This window comes from Qipengyuania sp. ABI-127-1 (assembly GCA_022953095.1).
GTDB lineage: Bacteria > Pseudomonadota > Alphaproteobacteria > Sphingomonadales > Sphingomonadaceae > Qipengyuania.
Window position 1 is genome coordinate 1,243,171 of the sequence record JALJCR010000001.1, and the last position, 18,799, is coordinate 1,261,969.

The following is an 18,799-nucleotide window of genomic DNA, read 5'->3' on the forward strand; positions in this document are numbered from 1 at the left end:
CTTTGCAGGTGCTCTAACTTGGGCGTGTGATGAAAGAGCTTTTCCAACATGCCGCGATCACCGATGGGATTACGGTTCGCGTCTCGGTGAATTTCCTGCCCGAGCAATCGCGCCCGGAAGCGGGAAAGTGGTTCTGGGTCTATCACATCCGCATCGAAAACGGCTCTCATGAGCGCGTCCAGCTTATGACCCGGCATTGGCGGATTACCGACGGGGCCGGGCTGGTCAGCCATGTCGATGGCGATGGCGTGGTTGGCGAACAGCCGGTCCTGATGCCGGGGCAGAGCCACGATTATGTTTCGGGCTGCCCGCTCGACACGCCCCATGGCTCGATGGAAGGCTTCTACACGTTCCGCGGCGAGGATGGCTCTCCGCTGGAAGTGCGCATTCCGTATTTTCCGCTCGCCGCACCCGCAACCGCGGATTAAGCCTTGCGGGGGCGCACTGCTTACCCGTCCTCTTCCTCGTCCAGCCCCGAAAACTCGAAATCGCCGATCTTGATCTTGGGACTGAGGTCGAGCCAGTTCGCCAGCACTTCCAGGTCCTGCGTGGCGGGATAATTTGCCAGCGCGGCGCGGCTCTCATGGAGGCGCAGGACCAGCCGCTTCTTCTTGCGCCGCAGCGCGCTCGTGGTGAGCGAGACCTTGCTCCCGCCGCCCAGCCTGCGCGCGAGGCGAAAGCCCAGCCCCCAGGTCATGCCTTCGCGCAGATCGTCGTCGCTGGTGAGTTCGCGCAACTTTTCGGGCAGTTCGGTACGTCCCATGCTGCCGAACAGTGCGGCGCAGATCATGGCCCGGCCGCGCGCGTCCAGATCGATCCAGCGCTTGCCCAGCGCCCATTCGATCGCGTGGCTGCTCCGCAGGTTGGGCTCGACCCGCTGGAGCGCGCCCGATAGCTGCGCGGCGGCCAGCCGCAAGCGCTCGTTCACGCGGCCATCGCCATCCGCCAGCTCCACCGTCCAGGCGGCAAGCAGAGCCGCTTCGGTGATCGAGGCATCGCGCGGCCCGGCATAGGCGGCGACCCCCGCAAGGAGCGGATCGGCGCGCATCTGCGCCGGATCGAGCCGGGCATAGAGCAGCCCTTCGCGGATACCCCAGGAGGAGAAGACCAGCTCGTCGGGGTCAACCGCGTCGAGCAGCGGACGCAGCAGGGCGGCGGCATCGGGGAGATAATGCGCGCGCATCGGAGTGATCCCGCTGATCTCCATCAGTGCTTCCGGTTTCGCTCCGACCAGCTCGCCGGCCAGGCGTCGCGCATCGTCGGGTGCCAGGGTGAAGCCGTGCGGGTCGGTCAGCGGATAGTCGAAATACCGCATGGCATAGGCCGCCAGCGCCCGCCAGGTGCCGCCGATCATATATATCGGGCCGGGATGCGCGACCGCCCAGCCGACGCCGGCGAGCTGATCGTGCACATGCCGGGCGAAGGCATCCTGTCCGGCGGCGCGCAGCGCGGGCAGGCGCAAGGTTCCGAGTGCCAGGCTGGCGGCTTCGTGACATTCGTTCTTGGCGATGGAAACGAGCTCGAGGCTGCCCCCGCCAAGGTCAGCGACCACGCCCCTGGCACCGGGAAAGGCCCCCAGCGCGCCCATTGCCGAGGCGCGGGCCTCCTCCTCGCCCGACAATAGCCGCGGTTCGAGCCCGAGATCGGCGACCCGCTCGAGGAATTGCGCGCCGTTCTCCGCCTCGCGCGCGGCGGCTGTCGCGACCGTCTGGACATCGTCGATCCCGAGATCGCGGATGATCAGCGCATAACGCGCCAGCGCGCCCAGTGCCTCGTCGGACGCTTCATCGGGAATGCGCCCGGTTTGGGACAGGTCCCGCCCGAGCCGCGCAGCGACCTTCTCGTTCCACACCACTTCGGGCGCGCGCCCGGTGCCTTCGTAAATGACCATCCGCACGGTGTTCGAACCGATGTCGATCACTGCCCGCGGAGGCTGCATCAGTCGGCGCTGCCACTTGGCCGAACGCGATTTGCTCACGTGGTGCCGTCCCGCAGCGTCAATCGCGGAACCTCGTGATCGGCAAGCGCGGCACCACGGCCCGAAAGTGATGGATTGGCCATGAAATACTGGTGGCAATTGAAGCCGCCATCTCCCTGTCGCATACGATGATACTGACCGTCCGGCTCCAGTACCCAGCTTTGTTCGGTATCGAGGATATTGGCCAGCATGACCTGCCCCAATACCTGGTCGTGCACGGTCTTGTTGGCGATCGGCACCATCACCTCGACCCGGTGTTCGAGATTGCGGCTCATCGCATCGGCGCTGGTCAGGAAAACCTTGGCCTGGCGGCTCGGCATCGTTTTGCCGTTGGCGAAGGCCCAGACGCGCGAATGTTCGAGGAACCGACCGATGACGGATTTGACGCTGATATTCTCCGAGATGCCCGGCAGCCCCGCCCGCAGGCTGCAGATGCCGCGCACCACCATGCGGATTTCCACCCCCGCCTGGCTCGCATCGTAGAGCTTGTCGATCATCGCCCGGTTGGTGATCGAATTGAGCTTGACCCAGATACCTGCCGGCTTGCCCGCTTTCGCATTGGCGATTTCGGCGTCGATCAGTTCGTAGAGCTTTTCCTGCAGGCCGATAGGGGAAAGCGCCAGCTTCTCGAGATCGTCGGGTTCGATGTAGCCGGTGATGAAATTGAACATCTTGGCTGCATCGCGCCCCAGCGCCGGATCGGCGGTGAAGAAGCTGAGATCGGTGTAGATCTTCGCATTGACCGGGTGATAATTGCCGGTGCCGAAATGGCAGTAGGTGCGGTATCCGTCCTCCTCGCGCCGCACGACCAAGCTGACCTTGGCGTGGGTCTTCCAGTCGGTGAAGCCGTAGATAACCTGCACTCCGGCGCGCTCCAGCTCGCTCGCCCAGTGGATGTTGCGCTCCTCGTCGAAGCGGGCCTTCAGCTCGACCACGGCGGTTACCGCCTTGCCGTTCTGCGCCGCCTCGATAAGCGCGGCGATTACCGGCGACTGGTCGCCCGCGCGATAAAGCGTCTGCTTGATCGAGACCACCGCCGGATCGCGCGCCGCCTGGCTCAGGAAATCGACCACCACGTCGAAACTTTCGAACGGGTGATGAATGACGATGTCTTTCTCGCGGATGGCAGCGAAGCAATCGCCATCATGTTCGAGGATCCGTTCGGGATAGCGCGGGCTGAAGGGTTCGAACTTGAGATCCGGGCGCGGCTCGCCGCATATCGCCGAAAGGTCGGCAAGGCCCAGCATACCGCCGGTCTTGACGACCATGGCCTCTTCCACCTCGAGTTGTTCGCGTAGCAGCGTTTCGGCCACTTCGTCGCAATCGTCGTCCAGCTCCAAGAGGACGGCGCGGCCCCGGCGGCGACGTTGAATGGCGGTGCGGAAATAACGCACCAGATCTTCGGCCTCTTCTTCCACTTCGATGTCGCTGTCGCGGATGACGCGGAAAATTCCGTCCCCCAGCACTTTGAAGCCGGGGAATAGCTGGTCGGCATATCGCGTCACGAGCTGTTCGATCGAAACGTATATCGCATCGTCCCCCGGCACGCGCACGAAGCGCGGGGCGCCGCTCGGAATCAGCACCATTTCGATGAGATCGGCCTGACGTTTCCCGCGCTTCAGCCGGAAGATCACCCCGATCCCCTTATTGGCCACGAAAGGGAAGGGGTGGCTGGGATCGATCGCCTGAGGGGTGATGAGCGGCAGAATGTCGCTTTCGAAATACTCGGCCAGCCAGTTCTGCTGGCTTTCCGGCAGATCGTCGATCGCGGCGATCAGGATACCTTCTTCGGCCAGCAGGCCGCGCAGCGTTTCCAGGCTTTCCTGTTGCCGGTCTTCCAATGCCGAAAACTGTTCGCGAATGGCGGCAATTTGCTGGCGCGGGCTGGTGCCGTCGATTCCCTGGGTTTCGATCCCGCGCTGTACCTGGCCTTCGAGGCCGGCGACGCGCACCATGATGAACTCGTCGAGATTGCTGGCCGAGATCGACAGGAACCGGAGGCGTTCAAGCAGGGGATATCGCTCGTTCTCGCTTTCGGCGAGCACGCGCCGGTTGAACGAAAGCCAACTGAGTTCGCGATTGGTATAGCGGTCGCCCCGCGCTGGCGGCGCGTTCGTTCCGGCGTCATTGGCCGGGGTGGTCCGGGCAGCTTCGGCAGTCATGCGGGTACGGTTGCGGCCATGGGCCTCGATTGTGACGGTCGGGTTACAAGATGCTTCAAAGGCGCGCTAAAGGAAAGGGTTGACAGACGCACCTTGTTTCCTGCGCGTGCCGCATTTATGTCGCATCGCACCATGAAGCGTACCCATCTGCCCCTGAACGCCCTGCGCGTCTACGATGCCGCCGCCCGGCATTTGTCCTTCACCCGCGCCGCGGACGAGCTGGCGGTGACCCCGGCAGCGGTCGGCCAGCAGATTCGCGCGCTGGAGGATCATCTCGGCACGGTTCTGTTTCGCCGTACCAGCAAGGGACTGGAACTGACGCAGGAAGGGGCTGCCGGGCTCGATGCGCTGCGAGAAGGGTTCCTCAAATTCGAGGAAAGCGTTTCGGCGATGCAGGCGGGGCAGGCGTCCGACAGCTATACCATCGCCTGTCCGCGCGAATTCTATGCCCAGTGGCTGGCACCGCGCCTGGCGAAGTTCGGGGAAGCCAATCCGGACATCAAATTCACTTTCGTCGCAGACGAAAATGCCGACTTCACCGAAACCAATCTCGATTGTGCGATTCGCCTGGTCGACGGGCCGGGCGACCTGCAAGGTATCGAATTGGACGAAGCGCGCCGTGTCACCGTGGCGCGGCCCGGGGATCAGGGCGGCGCGCCCGACCAGTGGATCGACTGGGGCCTTCCGCTGCAGGACGGTATGACGGCGCATGTGACGGTTTCCAACGCCGGGCAGGCTTTGTCCTCGGCCCTCGCCGGCCTGGGCAAGGCAATTCTGCCCGAACTCCTGGCGAAGGAATCGATCGAGGCCGGCAAGCTCGAGGTGCTCGATGGGCCGCACACCGGCACGCGGGCCTATTGGCTGGTCGCCCCGACACCGCAATGGCGGACCAAGAAGGTCAAGTCTCTGGTATCGTTTCTTTCGGCGGAGTGAGGGCCTTTCGGCGACCTGCCGCGATATTGTTGGCTCGGGGCAAGCCGTTGTTTTGTAATGCGTTTAATGTACTTAACCGGGCGTAAACCATAATAGGTTCCGGAATGTTTCCGTTTTCCCTCGATAGGGCCTGATGGGCTGAACAGGGACAAACGGAATGACGGGCTTTTTCCGAAAGCTTACAGCGGACCAGAAAGGCAACACGCTGGCGATTTTCGCCGCTGCTCTGGTTCCGCTGACCATCGTCATCGGCAGCGGTCTGGATTTGAGCTTTGCCTATATGGCCAAGGCCAAGCTGCAGAACGCCTGCGACGCCGCCGTGCTGGCAGGCCGCCAATCGATGGACGGCAATGCCTGGACCGACGCCAACAAAGACGAGGCGTTCAAGTTCTTCGACTTCAATTATCCCGCTGGGCTGATGGGTTCCCGGAACCGCGTGTTCACTGTCGCCCAGGACCCGAACGACAATGCCCAGATCGTCGGCAGCGCCACCGCGGATGTGCCAACGTCGCTGATGCATATTTTCGGCTTCGACACGATCGGGATCAAGGCCAATTGCGACGCCAAACGCGATCTTGGCCATAACGATGTGATGCTGGTGCTCGACACCACCGGGTCGATGAACGACCCTCCTTCGACCGGCGGAAGCAAGAAGAAAATCGAACTTCTGCGCGACGGGACGACCGGACTGTACCGTGCGCTCGACGACTCCGGCAACGGATCGATTACCCGGTTCGGCATCGTATCCTACTCGCACACCGTCAATGTCGCGCGTCGCTTGAAGAATCGCGACATCCTGCAAAACCAGCAACACCATAAGAGGGTTTACGAACAACGAGTGTGCACGCAGTACAAAAGCGGTTGGTATTGGTATCAGGATAGCTGCACGACCAACACCTACGACAGCTATGGCGACACGCAGAGCAGCGGCTACACGTATCAATCGAGCACCCGCCGGACCCGGGTCTATAACCCGTCTTCGACATATGAGTACCGGACGGTCGACATCAACGATACCCCGTGGGCTTCCTCTGGCAAATCGGTAAACGAAAACAAGCGCGACTTCCGTATAAGCGGCATTGGCTGTATCGAGGAGCGCTCCAGCATCGGCCAGGCAGAAGATCCCGTGACGATCCTCCAGACCGTGAGCCAGCAGGATATCGATTCGGTTGCGGCCCGTGACAGCGATACGGCCTTGCAGTGGGGCCGGTACGACCCCGTCAGCCAGGAAGGGGAATCGCAGGACGGCTGCCCATCGGAATCGCGAAAGCTCCAGGAATACAATACGGAGCGAGGATTCCAGAACGCGGTCGACGCATCCACCAGCAATGTCACCGGCGGTACCTATCACGATATCGGTCTTCTGTGGGGCGCGCGGTTTCTCTCGCCCACCGGCATGTTCTCTGCCGAGAATCCGACATCGCATGGTCTCGTGCCGGTCAACCGGCACCTGGTCTTCATGACCGACGGCGAACTCGGTACGGGTGACAGACTCTATTCCGCCTTCGGTATCCAGCGCTATCACGACCGTCTCACTGGATCCGGAACGCAGGGAGCGAAACACATCGCCCGTTTCCACGCAATCTGCGACCGGGTGAAGGCCACCGGGACGACGATCTGGGTAATCGCGCTCGACGTGACGGCGACGGACGATATCGACGATTGCGCGACGAGTACGGCGCATTTCTATACCTCGGACGGTTCCGATCTCGAAGAGATTTTCGAGAATATCGGGCGCGGTATCGGCAATCTGAGGCTGACGCGGTGATGCGGCTGCCACTTGTCATCCGTCGTCTGCGGCGCGACCAGCGCGGTGCGACCATTGTCGAATTCGCGATCATCAGCGGGCCTATGCTGCTGCTGCTGATGGGCGGGCTCGAACTGGGCTACGACAGCTATGTCCGCTCGACCATGCAGGGCGCGCTCAACGATGCGGCGCGTACTGCGGCGGTCGAATTCCCCATTATCAACGTGCCGGGCAGCACCGTCGAAGAGCAGGTCGAGAACCTGATCGAGGAACAGGTCCAGAATGTCGCGCCGAATGCGACCATTACCGTAACGCAGAAGAGCTATTTCGATTTCTCGTCCATCGGTGATCCGGAAAAGCTGATGACCGATCACAATGGAAACGGCCAGTTCGATGCTGCGGACGGCGATTGTTTCGAAGATGCCAATGGCAATGGCAGCTACGATACCGACGCCGGCAAGACCGGCAATGGTGGGGCGGATGACGTCGTGCTCTACACCGCCCATGTCAGCGCGCCGCGCATCCTGCCGCTCGACGGGTTCCTGCCCGGGGTAGGGCCGACGATCGAATATTCGCTGCAGACCGCAGTGCGTAACCAGCCCTACGACCAGCAGGCGACCGCGGCGGTGATCTGTGCTTAGGGCGCTGCGATCCTTGCGCGCGCTGCGGCGCGACACGCGCGGGCTGGCGCTGACCGAATTCGCCTTTGCCGCGCCGGTCTTCCTCACGCTCGTGCTCACCGGGCTCGAGCTGTCCAACCTCGCGCTCGCGCATTTGCGCGTCAGCCAGATGGCGATGACCGTGGCCGACAATGCCGGGCGCGTTACTACCGGGATCGACGAGGCCAATATCTACGAGGTCTTCACCGGCGCCGAGTATGTCGGCAACAGCCTCGACTTCAAGGCCCATGGCCGTGTCGTGCTCTCCAGCCTCGAACACAATGGCGAGACCGGATCGGACGAGGGGCAGACGATCGTCTGGCAACGCTGCTGGGGCGACGATACGGCGGTGGAACCCCTCTATGGCGAGCAAGGTGACGGGGCCGACGACGATAGCCTCGAGGACGGCCTGGGTTCGGGCAGCGACAAGATCACCGCGCTCGAGGATACGGCGGTGATGTTCGTCGAGGCGACCTACGATTACCAGCCGCTCGTCTCGACCGGCTTTTTCGACCCGCCGACGATCCGCTATGAAAGCGCCTTCAACGTCCGCGGGCGGCAGAATAACGACATCACCAACACGCAGAGGCTCGCCGTGATGAGCTGCTGACCTGCCCGTGCGCCCACGCGGCCCGGCGGGCTGCGACCCGCGCGCGGGCGATCGGGCCTAGGCAGCTTCCGAAGCGTCGAAATGGGCGAAGATATCGGCCAGGCCCGGCGGGTCCTGCTCTTGCCGCAGGCGGGCGAGCGCCTCGGCGATGTCGAGCCGATATTCCAGCGTCGGCCCGTCCTGCGCCACGCGCTGCGCGCCCAGCCGCCGGATAAAACGCATCGCCGCCGTGTTCTCGTAAAGCACATGCGCGGTCAGCGCCTCCAGCGCATCGTCGCGCGTATCCAGCAGCAGCGTCGCCGCCAGCAAACGCCCCAGGCCGAGCCCGTGATAGTCGTCGACCACCCCGACCGAAAATTCCGCCACCCGGTCGCCCGCATCGGGCCGCATCGCATGGACCACGCCCATGGCGGGCTGCGCGGGGTCCGACAGGTCGATCGCCCCCCAGGCGAGATGCAGCACGCCATCGACGTCCAGCAGCCGCTCGATCACCCAGTCGGGCGGCGTGGTAGCGCCGGAAAAGAACCGCAGATAGCGCGAGCGCGGGCTCATCCGCGCAATCCCCTCGCGCAGCCGCCCCTCATCCTCGGGCGAGACGGTGCGGATGCAGATCTCCCGCCCGTCCTCCAGCCGTGTGAGGATGGAGGCATCGCCGCGGGCTTCCTGCCAGCGCGGCGCGGCCTTGCGGTTCGTATCGTCACCCATGGGTATCCTTGGCTCCCGCGCGCACGTGCGATCGGGATCGAAGCTAGGGCTTTTGCGCAGAGCTTGCCAGTGCCGAGATGTCGGCGGAGTTCGCGCAGGTCCCGTCGTCGGCCCCCTCCTCGCCTTCTCGCGCCAGCCGCTCGGCAAAATGGCGGGAGAGCGCGCATTCCCGCGCCTCCTCCCCGCTCCCGCACTCGGCGGCGGCAGCGCGGGCGGGGGGCAGGCCCGCCAGCACCTCGGCGCGAATGCGTTCGTAGACCGGGTGGCCGGGGCGGATATGCTCGGAATAGCGTTCGGGGCGGCGGTTGCGCAGGAAGAACATCACCAGCGCCTCGTTATGCGTCACGCCATAGGTGACGAGCCCGCCATCGCCATCGCTCTTCCATACTGGCGTGCCCTGGATCGCGCGGGCGAGCGCACTGTCCTCCAGCCGCTGCACCCCGCGCTCCAGCGCCGCATCCCAGGCCGCCGCAAAACCCTCCGCGCCCGGTTTATTGCGCAGCTTGTAGAGCGCCTCCATGCTCTTCCCGATGGAGAGCGCGGCCTGCGTGACGATCCCCGTGGCCGCAAGGCTGGCGATAAAGCGCCTCTGCAACGTCGGCGTGATCGAATTGGAGCGCGGTGCCTTGTGGAGATAGGGCGCGAAACCGAGCAGCGGATCGTCCGCCGCAGGCTCGGGCGCGATGTGGGCGACGGCCGAGGTGGCCTGGCGAGCGATTGCGCGGGTGGGGGTGGTCATATTGCTCTCCGTCATTGCGAGGAGCCGCAGGCGACGCGGCAATCCAGCTTCCAACCTTGTAAAATGCGGCGAGGGCAGGAGATGGATTGCTTCGCTACGCTCGCAATGACGAGTAGGAAAATGGTTCCTAGCTGGCGCTGTAACCGAGCCGCAGGCGAGGCAAGCACGACTGCGCGCCCGAGCTTATGCGAGGGAGTCGGAGCCGTAGGCGGAGACGGCGCGAAGCGCCAACGCAAGGCGCGCGGATGCGTCGCGCCCGGCGCTTGAGGGGGAAACACGAACTCGCGGGTAAGGCTGGTATCCTCCCCGAACCGGGGAGGGGAACCATCCGCAGGATGGGGGAGGGGCATGTCCGGCGGCTCCGTAGGTCCGCCATCCGCGCCAGTCCGGCTATCGGCAGGCACTGCGCCGGTCTGAGTCACACAAAGGCGCGAAGGCACGAAGAGTTCTGTGGGGCTGGGGTCGTCCATATCCTTCAGACTTAGCGCCAGCAGCATCTGAAGTATCTTTCCGCCGTTGTCTTGGAAGATATCGTCGATGCCATTGTGCCGATGTAGTCGGAATTGCCTCAAGTCCTACCCTCTGCATCCATAATCCCTTGTCCCCCCACATCCCACTATGTGCGCGCATATCCGGTGTTGGAGCCGCTTCGCGTGATTCCCCCATCGGTCAGATAGAACTGAACATTGCCGGTCACGTCCCGGGGGCCATCCCCCCTTGCAATCCACCGTCCTGCCCCCATATAACACCTAGCTACCAGTCGCGATTGACGGTCTTGGGGGCCAGTTGCCTCCCCTTCTTTCCATTTCGCCTTCTAGCCCGCGTGCACCAGCGGTCGCTATTGAACGCCTGCGCGACATCGAAGGAAGCCAGTCCCATGACACATTTCGGCACCATCAAGAGCTACGACAGCGGCAAGGGCAGCGGCACGATCGCTCCCGAAAAGGGCGGCGAGCCGCTCTTCTTCGGCAAGGACGACTTCCAGCAGAAGGCCGCAGAGCCCAAGCAGGGCCAGCGCTGGGGCTATGAAACCCGCCAGCTCGACGGCAGCAAGCCCACGGCCACCAACCTGCGCCAGCAGGAGCAGGAAAAGGGCCAGAAGCAGCAGCAGGGTGAAGAAGGCGGCAAGAGCGCAGCGCGCACGCAGGCCCACTAACCCCTGACACCCCGGTTGCCCGGACGCGTCCCCAAGAGCGCGTCCGGGCGGCACCTGTGTTCCTCGCGTTCCAGCTTCTGCCAGAAAGGGGGCCGCCTGTGGACCTCAACGAACTTCTCCACGCACACCAGGTCGCGGTGATGCAGGCCAGTGCCTCGGGCGACGAGGATGGACGCGACGGTCACTTCGCCAAGGTGGCCGAATATGCCCGGCGCGTGCGCGCATTGCGCGAAATGCGGATGGAACCTGCCCCTGTCGCGATGCCCGCGGCCATGCCGAAGCCCGAGACGATCATCTACGGGACCTATGCCGGCCCGATCGAACAGCCCGCGGCGGCCAAGGCGGTCGATAGCTGGGAAGACGAGGGCGGGGCGCTCGATCCTCCGCAGGTCGTCATGCGTGACGGGGTGACGAGCAGGACGGTGCGCGAGTATCAGGTTGGGCCTTTTGTCTATCAGGACCTCGACCTTGCCGTGGCCGAGCACATGCGCCAGCTATCGGCGGCGAGCGAGGACTGACCGCCTTGACCATGCGGCGTGCAGACACTATGTGCGCGCCCATCCGGTGTTGGACCCGCCTCGCGTGATTCCCCCATCGGTCAGATAGAGCTGAACATTGCCGGTCATGTCCCGGGGGTCTGTCGCTTATGCGATCGGGCTCTTTTCTATTGGTGTTGCTCTGTGAGGATAGCGGTCCCCGCTTTCGCGAGGACTGCGTGCTTCCGCAAGGGAGCCTTGCAGAAACACTTGGGGCAGCCGTCAAAGTAACCCGGTGGCCGTGTGGGCCGATGGGTGGAGTGATTTCAGCTTAGACGTCATTCCAGCGAAAGCTGGAATCTCGTGCCGCAGGCTCTGCGCTTGCGGGCAGCGATCCCAGCTTTCGCTGGGATGACGGGCTAAGCCAGACACACCACCTCATCTCCCGCTAGTCGCCGCCACGAAACGGTGAAGAGAAAGAACTCATATGCCGACGATCAACCAGCTGGTCCGCAAGGGCCGCGTTCCGCAGAAGGCCAAGAGCAAGGTCCCTGCGATGGAGCAGAACCCGCAGAAGCGCGGCGTTTGCACCCGCGTCTATACGACGACCCCGAAGAAGCCGAACTCGGCTCTGCGTAAAGTTGCCAAGGTCCGCCTGACCAACCAGCGCGAAGTCATCTCCTACATCCCGGGCGAAGGCCACAACCTGCAGGAACACAGCGTCGTGCTGATCCGCGGCGGCCGTGTGCGCGACCTTCCCGGCGTGCGCTACCACGTCCTTCGCGGCGTGCTCGACACGCAGGGCGTCAAGGACCGCAAGCAGTCGCGCTCGAAGTACGGCGCAAAGCGGCCCAAGTAAGGTTTTTCCCTTTCTCGTCACCCCGGACTTGTTCCGGGGCGATGCTTCCTTCTCACGCGCGCGTCGCCATGAAGAAGAAGCGCTGGCCCGGAACAGGTCCGGGCTGACAGTCAAGATTTTGGAGACATTGAAATGTCACGTCGTCGTCGTCCCGAGAAGCGGGAAATCCTGCCTGATCCCAAGTTCGGTGATCAGGTCCTGTCGAAGTTCATGAACAACCTCATGCTCGACGGTAAGAAGGCTGTTGCCGAGAAGATCGTCTATGGCGCGCTCGACACGGTCGAGAACAAGGCCAAGGCCAACCCGGTCGAGCTGTTTCATGCAGCCCTCGACAACATCAAGCCGCAGGTCGAAGTGCGCAGCCGCCGTGTCGGCGGTGCGACCTATCAGGTGCCTGTGGAAGTGCGTCCCGAGCGTGCCCAGGCGCTGGCCATTCGCTGGCTGATCTCGGCCGCGCGCGGTCGTCCGGAAACCACCATGTCGGCCCGCCTCTCGGGCGAGCTGATGGATGCGGCCAACAATCGCGGCAACGCGGTGAAGAAGCGCGAGGACACGCACCGCATGGCGGACGCGAACCGCGCCTTCTCGCACTACCGCTGGTAAGGCTCGTCTGGCAGGCCGTTCCGCCGAAACGCGGAACGGTCGCCGGGCGGTCACATTAAGGATCCAAGGGGCGGCGCATCTGTCACCCCGAACCCACGAGGAATTTCACATGGCCCGCGAATATCCGCTGGAGCGGTACCGCAATATCGGCATCATGGCTCACATCGATGCCGGCAAGACCACCACGACCGAACGCATCCTCTATTACACCGGCAAGTCCTACAAGATCGGCGAAGTCCACGACGGCGCCGCGACGATGGACTGGATGGAGCAGGAGCAGGAGCGCGGCATCACCATCACCTCGGCTGCGACCACGACCTTCTGGACGCCCGAGGATCCGGCGATGGATCCGCGCTCGGAGCCCGAAGCGCTGCGCACCGACATGCCCAAGTACCGCATCAACATCATCGACACCCCCGGCCACGTCGACTTCACCATCGAAGTCGAACGCAGCCTGCGCGTCCTCGACGGCGCGGTGGCGGTTTTTGATGGAGTTGCCGGGGTCGAACCCCAATCCGAGACCGTCTGGCGGCAGGCCGACAAATACGGCGTTCCGCGGATGTGCTTCATCAACAAGCTCGACCGCACCGGCGCTGACTTCTACTACTGCGTCCAGTCGATCATCGACCGCCTCGGCGCCACGCCGCTGGTGATCACGCTGCCGATCGGTGCCGAGAGCAACCTGCAGGGCGTGGTCGACCTCGTCGCCAACCGCGGCATCGTATGGCAGGCCGAAGACCTCGGCGCGAAATACGAGTTCGTCGACATCCCCGAGGACATGGCCGACAAGGTCGCCGAATATCGCGAGAAGCTGATCGAAACCGTCGTCGAGCAGGACGACGAGGTGATGGAAGCCTATCTCGAAGGCAACGAACCGGACGTCGCCACGCTCAAAAAGCTGATCCGCAAGGGCACCATGGCGCGCGATTTCGTGCCGGTCACCTGCGGCTCGGCCTTCAAGAACAAGGGCGTTCAGCCGCTGCTCGACGCGGTCGTCGACTACATGCCGTCGCCGCTCGACGTTCCGGCGATCAAGGGTGTGCTGCCCGACAGCGACGTGGAAGAAACCCGTCCGTCGTCCGACGACGAGCCTTTCGCGGCGCTGGCGTTCAAGATCATGAACGACCCGTTCGTCGGCTCGCTGACCTTCACCCGCATTTATTCGGGCAAGCTCGCCAAGGGCTCGGTCCTGAACTCGGTGAAGGACAAGAAGGAAAAGATCGGCCGCATGCTGCTGATGCACTCGAACAACCGCGAGGACATCGAAGAGGCATATGCCGGCGACATCGTCGCGCTGGCGGGCATGAAGGACACGACCACCGGCGACACGCTGTGTGATCCGTCCAAGCCGATCATCCTCGAGCGTATGGAATTCCCCGAGCCGGTGATCGAACTGTCGGTGGAGCCCAAGACCAAGGCCGACCAGGAAAAGATGGGCGTCGCCCTCAACCGCCTGGCTGCCGAGGATCCGAGCTTCCGCGTGTCGACCGACCACGAAAGTGGCCAGACGATCATCAAGGGCATGGGCGAGCTTCACCTCGACATCCTCGTCGATCGCATGAAGCGTGAATTCAAGGTCGAAGCCAATGTCGGTGCGCCGCAGGTGGCTTACCGCGAATATCTCGGCAAGCCGGTCGATGTCGATTACACCCACAAGAAACAGTCGGGTGGCTCGGGTCAGTTCGGCCGCGTCAAGGTAAAGGTCACTCCCGGTGAGCGCGGCCAGGGCTTCGTCTTCGAAGACGAGATCAAGGGCGGCAACATTCCGAAGGAATACATCCCGGCGATCGAAAAGGGCTTCCGCGAGCAGGCCGAAAGCGGCCATCTCGTCGGCTTCCCGATCATCGACTTCACCGTCAATCTGTATGACGGTGCGTACCACGACGTCGACTCGAGCGCGATCGCGTTCGAAATCGCCGGTCGCGGTGCGATGCGTGAAGTCGCCGACCGTGCCGGTATCAAGCTGCTGGAACCGATCATGAAGGTCGAGGTCGTGACCCCCGAGGATTACCTCGGCGACGTCATCGGCGATCTCAACAGCCGTCGTGGCCAGATCCAGGGCACCGACAGCCGCGGCAACGCCCAGGCAGTCGAAGCCAATGTGCCGCTGGCGAACATGTTCGGTTACGTGAACGAGCTGCGTTCCTTCACCCAGGGACGCGCACAGTACTCGATGCAGTTCAGCCACTATGACGAAGTGCCGGCCAACGTGGCCGCCGAGGTCAAGGAGAAGCTTGCGTAAGCCAGCTTTGAGGTTTAGGGGCGGCGCCTGATTCCGCGGGCGCCGTTTCCTCCCCGCAGAAATCCCAAATTTTGAGACAGAGGTTATTTAAAAATGGCGAAGGAAAAGTTCGAGCGTAACAAGCCGCACGTCAACGTTGGCACCATCGGTCACGTCGACCATGGCAAGACCACGCTGACCGCGGCGATCACCAAGGTCCAGGGTTCGGCCGTCGATTTCGCAAACATCGACAAGGCTCCCGAAGAGCGCGAGCGCGGCATCACCATCTCGACTGCACACGTTGAGTATGAAACCGACAACCGCCACTATGCGCACGTCGACTGCCCGGGTCACGCCGACTACGTGAAGAACATGATCACCGGTGCAGCCCAGATGGACGGCGCCATCCTGGTCGTGAACGCAGCTGACGGCCCGATGCCGCAGACCCGCGAGCACATCCTGCTTTCGCGCCAGGTCGGCGTGCCCAAGCTGGTCGTGTACATGAACAAGGTCGACCAGGTCGACGACGAAGAGCTCCTCGAACTCGTCGAACTCGAAGTTCGCGAACTGCTCACCGAATACGGCTTCGACGGCGACGATATTCCGATCATCAAGGGTTCGGCGCTGGCCGCTCTCGAAGGCCGTGATCCGGAAATCGGTGAAAACTCCATCAAGGAACTGATGGAAGCCATCGACACCTACATTCCGACCCCCGACCGTCCGGTCGACAAGGACTTCCTGATGCCGATCGAAGACGTGTTCTCGATCTCGGGTCGCGGCACGGTTGTTACCGGCCGTGTGGAAACCGGCGTCGTGAACGTTGGCGACGAAGTCGAAATCGTCGGCATCAAGGACACCACGAAGACGACCGTGACCGGCGTGGAAATGTTCCGCAAGCTGCTCGATCGTGGTGAAGCCGGCGACAACATCGGTGCCCTGATCCGCGGTGTTGGCCGTGACGAAGTCGAGCGTGGCCAGGTTCTCGCGAAGCCGGGTTCGGTTACGCCGCACACCGAGTTCAGCGCTGAAGTCTACGTCCTGTCGAAGGACGAAGGCGGCCGTCACACGCCGTTCTTCGCGAACTACCGTCCGCAGTTCTACTTCCGCACCACCGACGTGACCGGCGAAGTGATCCTTCCCGAAGGCACCGAAATGGTGATGCCGGGCGACAACGTGACGATCAACGTCAAGCTGATCGCACCGATCGCCATGGACGAAGGTCTGCGCTTCGCAATCCGCGAAGGCGGCCGTACCGTCGGCTCCGGCGTCGTCGCGAAGATCACCAAGTAATCTTCGCGCGAAAGCGCATCAAATCGTTGGCCCGCTCCTCGGGAACGAGGGGCGGGTCTTCGCCTTTTAGTGAGGGCATACGAACCGTGCCGGAGCACGGTTTGTCGCTTCCCGTCCCGTCTGGCAAAATTGGACGGAATTCGGGGGTTGTCAGATACGGGGTAGACCCGTATATGCGCGCCAACAGACGGGGATTCGTCCTCGACACACAATTTCAGTAGGGCCGCCCACTGACGGGAAACCGCAACGTGGGGCTGGCCTTTGTTTTTTGAGGGGCTCACGCTCCTTTGGCTCTTTCGCATCGGTGTAGGTAATGGAAGCTCAGAATATCCGCATTCGCCTCAAGGCGTTCGACCATCGCGTTCTCGACCAGGCGACTGGCGAAATCGCAGACACCGCGCGTCGTACGGGTGCTCTTATTCGTGGCCCCATTCCCATGCCGACGCGTATCGAGAAGTTCACCGTGAACCGCGGCCCGCACATCGACAAGAAGTCGCGCGAGCAGTTCGAGGTGCGCACCTACAAGCGGCTGCTCGACATCGTGCAGCCCAACGCCCAGACCGTCGATGCGCTGATGAAGCTCGACCTCGCTGCTGGCGTGAACGTCGAAATTAAGCTCGCTTAATTCGGCCCGGTCCCCGGCAGGACCCTAAACCGGCCGGAAGTTAAGGGGCGCTCGATAGCCCCGCCGGATCGCAAGATCAGGCAAGACATCGGGATACCGCCGGATCTGATCCGGGTCTGCGTCCCCCGTCTCGCTGCCAAGGCTTAAATGCTACGGCGGCACTCAGCCCGGACGGGGCGATGCATCACAAAACGGGCTGGCAAGCACCTCGGATGGGCCGGGGTGCCTCTGTTTTAGGAGTTTTACGATGCGCACTGGCGTTATCGCAAAGAAAGTCGGGATGACCCGCCTCTTCCAGGAGGACGGTCGGCACGTGCCGGTCACCGTTCTCGCGCTGGAAAACTGCCAGGTCACTGCTCACCGCACCGAAGATCGCGATGGTTATTTCGCGGTGCAGGTCGGTTCGGGCGAGGCCAAGCAGAAGAATGTCAACAAGCCGCAGCGCGAAGCCTTCGCCAAGGCCGAGGTTCCGCTGAAGATGAAGGTCGCCGAATTCCGCGTCGACACCGAGGAGGCTCTGCTTCCGGTCGGTGCCCGCATTTCGGCCGAGCACTTCATTGCCGGCCAGAAGGTGGACATCACCGGCCACACGCAGGGTAAAGGCTTTGCCGGCGCCATGAAGCGTTGGGGTTTCGGCGGTCTGCGCGCCACTCACGGCGTTTCGATCTCGCACCGCTCGCATGGTTCGACCGGTAACCGTCAGGATCCGGGCCGCGTGTTCAAGGGCAAGAAAATGGCCGGTCACATGGGTGATCGTCAGCGCACGCAGCAGAACCTCGAAATCGTGCGCACCGACGCCGATCGCGGCCTGCTCTTCGTCAAGGGGTCGGTCCCGGGTTCGAAGAATGGCTGGCTTCTGGTCAAGGATGCGGTCAAGATCGACCACATCGATCTGCCGTTCCCCGGCGTGATGCGTCGCAACGAAGACGAGTTCAAGACCGAAGAGGCTGATCCCGGTCTGGTCGAGAGCGCGGCCGAGCACGAAGTCGGCACGGAAATTTCCGCCGAACAGCAGGAAAAGCTGCTGAAGGAACAGGAAGCCGGTGCTGAAACCACCACCGATACGCCCGCAGCCGACACCGGCTCGGACGAGAACAAGGAGGGCTGATCCGTGAAGGTGAAGGTCCAGAAAATCGACGGCAAGGCGTCGGGCGACATCGAGTTGAACGATGACGTGTTCGGTCTCGAGCCGCGTGCCGATATCCTGCACCGGGTTGTCACCTGGCAGCTCGAAAACCGCCGCGGCACTGCCCGCCCGACGCGCGAGCGTTCGGACGTTGCCCGCACCGGCAAGAAGTGGGGTCGCCAGAAGGGCGGCGGCACGGCTCGCCACGGCGATCGCGGCGCTCCGATCTTCATCGGCGGCGGCAAGGCTCATGGTGCGCGCAAGCGTGACTTCGAGCAGTCGCTGAACAAGAAGGTCCGTGCTCTCGGTCTCAAAATGGCTCTGTCGAGCAAGGCAAAGGACGGCCTCGTTGTTGTCGATAGCCTCGAACTCAAGGACGCCAAGACCAAGGCGCTCAAGGGTCACTTCGACAAGGCTGGCTGGAACGGCAAGGTCCTCGTGATCGACGGCGAAAGCGTCAATGACGGTTTCAGCAAGGCTGCCCGCAACCTGCCCGGCGTCAATGTACTGCCGGCCATGGGTGCCAACGTCTACGACATCCTGAAGCACGACACGCTGGTCCTGACTAAGGACGCGGTCGAAAAGCTGGAGGCCCGTTTCAATGGCTAAGAAGCAGGAAGTGGAAGCGCGTCACTACGACGTCGTGCTCGCACCGCACATCACCGAGAAGGCCACGCTGGCGTCGGAACACAACGCCGTCGTCTTCAAGGTCGCCAACGATGCCACCAAGCCGCAGATCAAGGAAGCGGTCGAGGCGATCTTCGGCGTCAATGTGACGGGCGTGAACACCATCGTGACGAAGGGCAAGACCAAGCGCTGGAAGGGCAAGCCCTACAAGCGTGTGGACATGAAGAAGGCCATCGTCACCCTGAAGGACGGCGATTCCATCGACGTCACCAGCGGTATCTGA

General features: G+C 63.0%; 20 protein-coding genes. 15 read left to right on the forward strand and 5 right to left on the reverse strand.

The features are described 5' to 3' along the window. The first annotated feature begins 29 nt into the window (after window positions 1-29). A complete protein-coding gene (apaG, locus tag MUY37_RS06105; protein ID WP_115417115.1) occupies window positions 30-428 on the forward strand; it encodes a Co2+/Mg2+ efflux facilitator ApaG/CorD in 399 nt (132 codons plus the stop codon). A 20-nt stretch (window positions 429-448) separates the two neighbouring features. On the opposite strand, the gene MUY37_RS06110 is transcribed toward apaG, so the two are convergent. Further along, window positions 449-1,978 carry a Ppx/GppA phosphatase family protein gene (locus MUY37_RS06110; protein ID WP_499194485.1) on the reverse strand — a complete coding sequence of 510 codons (1,530 nt, stop codon included), beginning with the start codon at window positions 1,976-1,978 and terminating at the stop codon, window positions 449-451. Then, window positions 1,975-4,140 carry an RNA degradosome polyphosphate kinase gene (locus MUY37_RS06115; protein ID WP_499194486.1) on the reverse strand — a complete coding sequence of 722 codons (2,166 nt, stop codon included), beginning with the start codon at window positions 4,138-4,140 and terminating at the stop codon, window positions 1,975-1,977. Before MUY37_RS06115 ends, MUY37_RS06110 begins: the two co-directional genes overlap by 4 nt. 132 nt (window positions 4,141-4,272) lie before the next feature. Here MUY37_RS06115 and MUY37_RS06120 point away from each other — a divergent pair, with 132 nt between their 5' ends. The 4 genes from MUY37_RS06120 (at window position 4,273) to MUY37_RS06135 (ending at window position 8,089) form a co-directional block, all read left to right on the forward strand. Next, window positions 4,273-5,073, forward strand: a complete 801-nt coding sequence (locus MUY37_RS06120) for a LysR family transcriptional regulator (protein WP_499194487.1) — start codon at window positions 4,273-4,275, stop codon at window positions 5,071-5,073. A gap of 157 nt (window positions 5,074-5,230) precedes the next feature. Then, window positions 5,231-6,841: a TadE/TadG family type IV pilus assembly protein gene (locus MUY37_RS06125; protein WP_499194488.1), complete on the forward strand. Its 1,611-nt coding sequence runs from the start codon at window positions 5,231-5,233 to the stop codon at window positions 6,839-6,841. Further along, window positions 6,841-7,461 (forward strand): TadE/TadG family type IV pilus assembly protein, encoded by a 621-nt coding sequence (locus MUY37_RS06130; RefSeq protein WP_499194489.1) that lies wholly within the window; start codon window positions 6,841-6,843, stop codon window positions 7,459-7,461. Before MUY37_RS06125 ends, MUY37_RS06130 begins: the two co-directional genes overlap by 1 nt. A 13-nt stretch (window positions 7,462-7,474) precedes the next feature. Then, window positions 7,475-8,089 (forward strand): TadE/TadG family type IV pilus assembly protein, encoded by a 615-nt coding sequence (locus MUY37_RS06135; protein WP_499194490.1) that lies wholly within the window; start codon window positions 7,475-7,477, stop codon window positions 8,087-8,089. A gap of 57 nt (window positions 8,090-8,146) precedes the next feature. On the opposite strand, the gene MUY37_RS06140 is transcribed toward MUY37_RS06135, so the two are convergent. Genes MUY37_RS06140 through MUY37_RS06150 form a run of 3 tightly spaced genes read right to left on the reverse strand, consistent with a single transcriptional unit; the run spans window position 8,147 to window position 10,105 of the window. Further along, the gene (locus tag MUY37_RS06140; RefSeq protein ID WP_499194491.1) at window positions 8,147-8,794 is read right to left on the reverse strand and encodes a GNAT family N-acetyltransferase; all 648 of its coding nucleotides are present in this window, start codon (window positions 8,792-8,794) and stop codon (window positions 8,147-8,149) included. 43 nt (window positions 8,795-8,837) lie between these two features. Next, entirely contained in the window at window positions 8,838-9,533 is a 696-nt protein-coding gene (locus tag MUY37_RS06145) for a hypothetical protein (RefSeq protein WP_499194492.1), read from the reverse strand. Between the two features lie 11 nt (window positions 9,534-9,544). Further along, complete coding sequence (locus tag MUY37_RS06150; RefSeq protein WP_499194493.1) at window positions 9,545-10,105, reverse strand: hypothetical protein; 561 nt, start codon at window positions 10,103-10,105, stop codon at window positions 9,545-9,547. 305 nt (window positions 10,106-10,410) lie between these two features. On the opposite strand from MUY37_RS06150, the gene MUY37_RS06155 reads away from it, so the two are divergent. From MUY37_RS06155 to MUY37_RS06200, 10 genes are all read left to right on the forward strand, one after another. Next, on the forward strand, window positions 10,411-10,689 hold the full coding sequence (locus tag MUY37_RS06155; protein ID WP_446279475.1) for a hypothetical protein: 279 nt from the start codon (window positions 10,411-10,413) through the stop codon (window positions 10,687-10,689). Window positions 10,690-10,787: 98 nt separating this feature from the next. After that, window positions 10,788-11,207 carry a hypothetical protein gene (locus tag MUY37_RS06160; protein ID WP_446279476.1) on the forward strand — a complete coding sequence of 140 codons (420 nt, stop codon included), beginning with the start codon at window positions 10,788-10,790 and terminating at the stop codon, window positions 11,205-11,207. A gap of 445 nt (window positions 11,208-11,652) precedes the next feature. Beyond that, a complete protein-coding gene (gene rpsL, locus MUY37_RS06165; protein WP_006831873.1) occupies window positions 11,653-12,024 on the forward strand; it encodes a 30S ribosomal protein S12 in 372 nt (123 codons plus the stop codon). Window positions 12,025-12,156: 132 nt separating this feature from the next. Next, a complete protein-coding gene (gene rpsG / locus MUY37_RS06170; protein WP_115417108.1) occupies window positions 12,157-12,627 on the forward strand; it encodes a 30S ribosomal protein S7 in 471 nt (156 codons plus the stop codon). A gap of 109 nt (window positions 12,628-12,736) precedes the next feature. After that, complete coding sequence (gene fusA / locus MUY37_RS06175; protein ID WP_499194494.1) at window positions 12,737-14,869, forward strand: elongation factor G; 2,133 nt, start codon at window positions 12,737-12,739, stop codon at window positions 14,867-14,869. Window positions 14,870-14,962: 93 nt separating this feature from the next. Then, window positions 14,963-16,138 carry an elongation factor Tu gene (gene tuf / locus MUY37_RS06180; RefSeq protein ID WP_499194495.1) on the forward strand — a complete coding sequence of 392 codons (1,176 nt, stop codon included), beginning with the start codon at window positions 14,963-14,965 and terminating at the stop codon, window positions 16,136-16,138. 313 nt (window positions 16,139-16,451) lie between these two features. Then, entirely contained in the window at window positions 16,452-16,763 is a 312-nt protein-coding gene (gene rpsJ / locus MUY37_RS06185) for a 30S ribosomal protein S10 (protein ID WP_006831877.1), read from the forward strand. A gap of 247 nt (window positions 16,764-17,010) precedes the next feature. After that, on the forward strand, window positions 17,011-17,871 hold the full coding sequence (gene rplC / locus MUY37_RS06190; protein ID WP_499194496.1) for a 50S ribosomal protein L3: 861 nt from the start codon (window positions 17,011-17,013) through the stop codon (window positions 17,869-17,871). A 3-nt stretch (window positions 17,872-17,874) separates the two neighbouring features. Then, window positions 17,875-18,498 carry a 50S ribosomal protein L4 gene (gene rplD / locus MUY37_RS06195; protein ID WP_219954189.1) on the forward strand — a complete coding sequence of 208 codons (624 nt, stop codon included), beginning with the start codon at window positions 17,875-17,877 and terminating at the stop codon, window positions 18,496-18,498. Beyond that, entirely contained in the window at window positions 18,491-18,799 is a 309-nt protein-coding gene (locus MUY37_RS06200; protein ID WP_115417104.1) for a 50S ribosomal protein L23, read from the forward strand. Before rplD ends, MUY37_RS06200 begins: the two co-directional genes overlap by 8 nt.

What these genes read in the sequence shown, in the direction of transcription:
- MUY37_RS06125 (WP_499194488.1), top strand. Translation starts at nt 5,231, where the DNA reads ATGACGGGCTTTTTCCGAAAGCTTACAGCGGACCAGAAAGGCAACACG.
- MUY37_RS06115 (WP_499194486.1), bottom strand. Translation starts at nt 4,140, where the DNA reads ATGACTGCCGAAGCTGCCCGGACCACCCCGGCCAATGACGCCGGAACG.
- MUY37_RS06200 (WP_115417104.1), top strand. Translation starts at nt 18,491, where the DNA reads ATGGCTAAGAAGCAGGAAGTGGAAGCGCGTCACTACGACGTCGTGCTC.
- MUY37_RS06140 (WP_499194491.1), bottom strand. Translation starts at nt 8,794, where the DNA reads ATGGGTGACGATACGAACCGCAAGGCCGCGCCGCGCTGGCAGGAAGCC.
- MUY37_RS06120 (WP_499194487.1), top strand. Translation starts at nt 4,273, where the DNA reads ATGAAGCGTACCCATCTGCCCCTGAACGCCCTGCGCGTCTACGATGCC.
- MUY37_RS06155 (WP_446279475.1), top strand. Translation starts at nt 10,411, where the DNA reads ATGACACATTTCGGCACCATCAAGAGCTACGACAGCGGCAAGGGCAGC.
- rpsL (WP_006831873.1), top strand. Translation starts at nt 11,653, where the DNA reads ATGCCGACGATCAACCAGCTGGTCCGCAAGGGCCGCGTTCCGCAGAAG.
- tuf (WP_499194495.1), top strand. Translation starts at nt 14,963, where the DNA reads ATGGCGAAGGAAAAGTTCGAGCGTAACAAGCCGCACGTCAACGTTGGC.
- rpsJ (WP_006831877.1), top strand. Translation starts at nt 16,452, where the DNA reads ATGGAAGCTCAGAATATCCGCATTCGCCTCAAGGCGTTCGACCATCGC.
- apaG (WP_115417115.1), top strand. Translation starts at nt 30, where the DNA reads ATGAAAGAGCTTTTCCAACATGCCGCGATCACCGATGGGATTACGGTT.
- rpsG (WP_115417108.1), top strand. Translation starts at nt 12,157, where the DNA reads ATGTCACGTCGTCGTCGTCCCGAGAAGCGGGAAATCCTGCCTGATCCC.
- MUY37_RS06130 (WP_499194489.1), top strand. Translation starts at nt 6,841, where the DNA reads ATGCGGCTGCCACTTGTCATCCGTCGTCTGCGGCGCGACCAGCGCGGT.
- rplC (WP_499194496.1), top strand. Translation starts at nt 17,011, where the DNA reads ATGCGCACTGGCGTTATCGCAAAGAAAGTCGGGATGACCCGCCTCTTC.
- fusA (WP_499194494.1), top strand. Translation starts at nt 12,737, where the DNA reads ATGGCCCGCGAATATCCGCTGGAGCGGTACCGCAATATCGGCATCATG.
- MUY37_RS06145 (WP_499194492.1), bottom strand. Translation starts at nt 9,533, where the DNA reads ATGACCACCCCCACCCGCGCAATCGCTCGCCAGGCCACCTCGGCCGTC.